Raw genomic sequence first — 5,019 nt, 5'->3', positions numbered from 1 at the left:
GACACCGTCCGGCAGCCCCGACGCAGCAGGCCTCGGCCCGAACGCTGGACTTGCCGGGGCCGCCGGTGCTGGTATCGCACTGGCCGCCGGCCGGTATCAGTCCTGACTCTCGCTCTTCAGTTCGTTCAGTTTGGTCTTCGAACTCGAGTCCGGATCTCGACTCCGATCTGCTTTGCAGCCTCAAGTTGCGTTTCGCCGTCTCTCGAGTTGAAACAGAGGGGGAAAGAATACTGCCGGTGACTTCCCACCGATGTGAGCCACCCGTGACGATGCCAGCACTCGTTCGAACGGAAATCGGTCGATCGGCTGAGGGAGAAACCGATTGCAGTGACCGCGGGCGATCGTTCGCTCAGTTCTCGAACCGGGCCTGAACGAACGGCTGAATGTCGTCGATATCGCTCAATCGGGAGTCGGAAAGCAACACGGCCTCCGTCTCTTCGAGTGGAACGGAGAGACTGATCTCCTTCGTCCGGCCGTACCGACCCTTCGAGACGACGACGGCGTTGACGATGCCGAGCATGTCGAGTTCGCTGATGAGGTCCGTCACCCGACGCTGGGTCAGGACGTCCGCGTCGATCTCCTCGCAGAGGCGCTTGTAGATATTGAACACCTCGCCCGTGTTGATGCTATGAACGCCGTTTTTCTCGAGCAGGATGATCGAGAAGAGCACGAGCTTGCTCTGCGTGGGGAGCGTGCGGACGACCTCGACGACGCGATCGAGTTCGATCTTGTCCTGGGCCTGCCGGACGTGATCCTCCACGATCGTCTCGGCCTGGGATCGCTCGGCCAATTCGCCCGCCGTTCGAAGCAAGTCGAGCGCGCGGCGCGCGTCGCCGTGTTCCTGTGCGGCGAAGGCCGCACACAGCGGGATGACGTCGTCGGAAAGCGCGCCCCCCTGGAACGCGACGTCGGAACGGTGTTCCAGGATATCCCGCAGCTGATTCGCGTCGTACGGCGGGAAAACGATCTCCTCCTCGCCCAGGGAGGATTTGACCCGCGGATCGAGGAAGTCGGTGAACTTGAGGTCGTTCGAAATACCGATGATCGACACCCGCGAGTTCTCGAGTTCGGAGTTCATCCGCGAGAGGTTGTAGAGCGTATCGTCGCCGCTCTTCTCGACGAGTTTGTCGATCTCGTCGAGCATGATGACGACGACCCGCTCGTCGTAGTCGACCGCGTCGAAGAAGACGCTGTAGACCCGGTCGGTCGGCCAGCCGGTCATCGGAACCTCCTCGAAGGACTCCTTGTCCGCCTCGAGTTCGTCGATTTCGGCTTCGATAGCCTCGCGGTCCTCGAACGACGTCGACTCGAGGGGATGGTCCGATGGGTGCGTCGACGAATCGCCAGCCGACGCGTCGCCGGTGCCGTCGCCGGCTCTCCGATCAGTGCTGTCGCCGTCTGTCCGATCGGTGTCGTCCCCGGCTCCCTGATCGGTTTCGTCGGTGGGACTCGAGCGGTCGGCGGGATCCGAAGACCCCTTCCTTTCGGGTGGAGAACCGCCCGACTCGAGGCTACTATCATCTCCAGATGAATCGTCAGAAATCGATTCCGGCGGGTCGTCAGAGACGAAATCGAACGGATCGGACGCCGTCTGATCGTCTGCCAGATCGGTCGACTCGGCCGCCTCACGTTCGCGGGCCTCCAGATCGGCCTCGTACTCATCGAGGGCCTCGAGCAGCGATTCGAGATCCGCGACCCGAGCGTCGATCCGCTCTTCGTTCTTTTCGATGAACTTGTTCGCGAGCTGTGCGAGTACGCGATACTGCGTATCGGTGACCTCGCAGTTGATGTACTCGACGTCACACGGGACGCTGTACTTCTGCGAGGTGCTCTCGAGCTCCTTGCTGACGAATTTTGCGCTGGCGGTTTTGCCGGTCCCGGTCTTCCCGTAGATGAGGATGTTCGACGGCGTTTCGCCCCTGAGTGCGGCGACGAGGATCGTCGCCATCTTGTTGATCTGGTCGCTCCGGTGGGGCAGTTCGTGTGGGGTATAGGACGGACGGAGGACTTCCTTGTTCTCGAAGATGGGTTCGCCGCTGAGAAGATCGTCGAACAACCCCTGGTTCGACTCCTCGTTATCGAGGTCCGTCTTCTCGAAATTCGTCGAGAATCCGCTCGTTCCGTCGATCTCGACCTCGTCTGACCCGTCGATCTCTGAGTTGTCGTCTGACATCCGTCGTATACAAACCCCCTTATTTCGTGTGGAGTGTCGAACCGGGAAGCAGGAATATCATCGTGTTATGGCCTCCGTGGGAGGATTCACTGTTTCAGTTTCTCGGTTCGGGTCCAGTTGATGCAAACGAAACAGAGGGAAACCACGCTAATAAATTCTTCCTTTCCCCTCGCCCCGTGCCGGGACATCGACTGCGGCTGTGGACGATCGAGCCGTGAATCGTCCGAAGAGATGACTGACTAGCAGCTCCGCGAGATCAGCAGTCGGCTCGATCGATCGGATCGTCGAAAGTGCGGCTCGCTGTTGTATTTTGTTTGCGTATGCGTACGTCGCACTTTCGGAGGAGGGGATCCGTCTATTCGAGTGATTTTGAAGAGTGTCTATGAGAGGGTATATGTGATTAATATAACGTGGGATATTAATATAACGTGGGATATGTGAGATCGAGAGAGTGTAGATTGATCTACTGTGTGGATTGATATCATATGTCTTACCAGCCCGGCCAACCCCCCACCCCTTCGTTTCGGGTGGAACTGCCAGAAGGAGGGGTGGGGGGTGAAACCGAGTTGTATCAAGCGAAGTTTTATGTGGGTGGCACAGAAAATGCACCCGTAGAACTAGCAGACAAAACTATATTACTAGGTTGTCTGTTTGCATTGCTAGGGCTAACTAGAATCTTTTCTTGAAGCTGTATAGACTACTAGACTCCAGTCTTTGTTACTAGAACGCTCCTGATGAGTCGATTCGACCGTCTCTGCCCTCAATGATCCATCTCGAGTCGAATAAGGAGGGCAGTAGACCGGTAACTCCACTGATCGTTGAGACGTCCCCTCGTTGATCTCCACTCGAAACGAAGGGGTGGGGGGCACAAATCGTTAGTTGTGGTGTGTTATCCCCCTACAATCAATTTCCCGGTTCCGTTCGTCATCTGAGATCGAAATCGTAGATTTCCGATCAGTACTCCTATCGGTTCGGCAGTAATCCTGTCGTCGATTCGATAACCCGAGCGATTCTAATCTACTCGAAGCTCGAGTTTTATTCCATCCCGAATTCCGACACTCCGTTCGATCGAATTGTCAACACGTCTGACGTAGGCTTAAGTGAGTTCGCTCAGTAGTACGCGCAGATGCACCCCGCGGTGCTGGAGGCCCCCACAGATGGGACTATTCACAGAACTCAAAGATAGTATCTCTCGGGCTGCGGATCGCCTGTTTTCGGAACAGGAGCCCAAACGAATCGGTATCTACGGTCCGCCCAACGCCGGCAAAACGACGCTCGCAAACCGTATCGCGCGTGACTGGACCGGTGACGCGGTCGGTACGGAGAGTCACGTCCCTCACGAGACGCGTCGTGCCCGTAGAAAGGAAAATGTCGAGATCGAACGGGACGGGAAGACGGTGACCATCGATATTGTCGACACGCCCGGCGTGACGACGAAGGTCGATTACGAGGAGTTCACCGACGAGATGAACGAAGACGACGCCATTCGTCGCTCCCGCGAAGCGACGGAGGGCGTCGCCGAGGCGATGCACTGGCTCCGTGAGGACGTCGACGGCGTTATCTACGTCCTGGATAGCGCGGAGGATCCGATCACGCAGGTCAATACGATGCTGATCGGTATCATCGAATCCCGTGATCTCCCGGTGCTCATCTTCGCGAACAAGACCGACCTCGAGGAATCGAGCGTCAAGCGGATCGAGGACGCCTTTCCCCAGCACACGACCGTTCCCCTCTCCGCGAAGGAAGGAGAGAACATGGACGAAGTGTACGGGAAGATCGCGGAGTACTTCGGGTGATATCGATGCCGAAAGCAACCAACGCAGACGATTCGGAGCCGGCCGACGGCGTACAGATCGACCTGATCAGCGGCGAGCGCATGGACGGCATGGCGACGATGGAGAAGATCAGAATGATCTTGGACGGCGTCCACGACGGCAACATCGTCATCCTCGAGGAGGGGTTGACGCCCGACGAGGAGAGCCGACTCATCGAGGTGACGATGGCCGAGATCAGCCCCGACGAGTTCAACGGGATCGAGATCGAGACCTATCCCAAGTCCGAGACCCGCGACTCGTCGTTACTCGGTCGGATCATGGGCAGCGACGAGACGGAAGCGAAGCTGACGGTGATCGGACCGGCGAACCAGATCGAGACGCTCCACAAGGACGAAACGCTCATCAGCGCGCTCGTGTCCCGTAACTAATGCCACATCAGTGTACGAACTGCGGCCGGACGTTCGATGACGGCTCCAAGGAGATGCTGTCGGGCTGTCCTGATTGCGGTGGGAACAAGTTCCAGTTCGCACCGACTACCGCGGCCGCAGCTGAATCGTTCGACGGGGACGCCACCGCTGGATCGGCCGAGTCCGTCACCGGTGTCGAATCCGCCGGTGTCGCCGATTCGGCCGACGGTTCCAGCACGGCGGACTCGTCCACCGAATCCGACAGCGTCACGACGCGCGCCGCGGAGACGGTTCGCGATTGGATGCCCGGTCGCTCCTCGGACGCTTCGGACCCCGCGGAGTCGTCGCCGGGGACGGACGCCGTTCCGGGCGTCCACTCTTCATCCGATACTCCATCGGAGTCTCCACCCGGTACTCCGTCGAAGTCTCCACCCGGTGATTCGGATACATCCTCGAAATCGGACAAACCCTGGCCCTCGAGTGAGCGATCCGATACCACCGAACCGGACGCCTCGGCGGAGGGAGAGTTCGCCGACTGGCCGGAGACGGCGCGGCGACCCGAGGACCGATCCGGCGCATCGAGCGAGACGCCGGACGAGGAGTCCGTCGATGTCGAGCACTCGACCGAGCGACCCGACGGTCCGACCACGGCGCCCGACGGTCC

Annotated in this window: 4 protein-coding genes; 3 read left to right on the top strand and 1 reads right to left on the bottom strand. The window is 59.1% G+C overall.

What is annotated here, in order from left to right; all coding sequences use genetic code 11:
- Window positions 1-349: 349 nt before the first annotated feature.
- A complete protein-coding gene (locus PGX04_RS23480; RefSeq protein WP_273740726.1) occupies window positions 350-2,173 on the bottom strand; it encodes a Cdc6/Cdc18 family protein in 1,824 nt (607 codons plus the stop codon).
- Window positions 2,174-3,330: 1,157 nt separating this feature from the next.
- Here PGX04_RS23480 and PGX04_RS23475 point away from each other — a divergent pair.
- The 3 genes from PGX04_RS23475 to PGX04_RS23465 all read left to right on the top strand — a co-directional run.
- Window positions 3,331-3,969, top strand: a complete 639-nt coding sequence (locus tag PGX04_RS23475; RefSeq protein ID WP_273740725.1) for an Era-like GTP-binding protein — start codon at window positions 3,331-3,333, stop codon at window positions 3,967-3,969.
- A gap of 5 nt (window positions 3,970-3,974) precedes the next feature.
- The gene (locus tag PGX04_RS23470) at window positions 3,975-4,376 is read left to right on the top strand and encodes a DUF2073 domain-containing protein (protein WP_273740724.1); all 402 of its coding nucleotides are present in this window, start codon (window positions 3,975-3,977) and stop codon (window positions 4,374-4,376) included.
- Window positions 4,376-5,019: OapC/ArvC family zinc-ribbon domain-containing protein (locus tag PGX04_RS23465; protein ID WP_273740723.1), on the top strand; the 644-nt coding region annotated here is incomplete at its 3' end. The genes PGX04_RS23470 and PGX04_RS23465, both read left to right, overlap by 1 nt.

This window comes from Natrinema soli, from assembly GCF_028618695.1.
The sequence above is the reverse complement of the archived record's forward strand: the minus strand, read 5'-3'. Positions and strand labels throughout refer to the sequence as shown.

What these genes read in the sequence shown, in the direction of transcription:
- PGX04_RS23480 (WP_273740726.1), bottom strand. Translation starts at nt 2,173, where the DNA reads ATGTCAGACGACAACTCAGAGATCGACGGGTCAGACGAGGTCGAGATC.
- PGX04_RS23470 (WP_273740724.1), top strand. Translation starts at nt 3,975, where the DNA reads ATGCCGAAAGCAACCAACGCAGACGATTCGGAGCCGGCCGACGGCGTA.
- PGX04_RS23475 (WP_273740725.1), top strand. Translation starts at nt 3,331, where the DNA reads ATGGGACTATTCACAGAACTCAAAGATAGTATCTCTCGGGCTGCGGAT.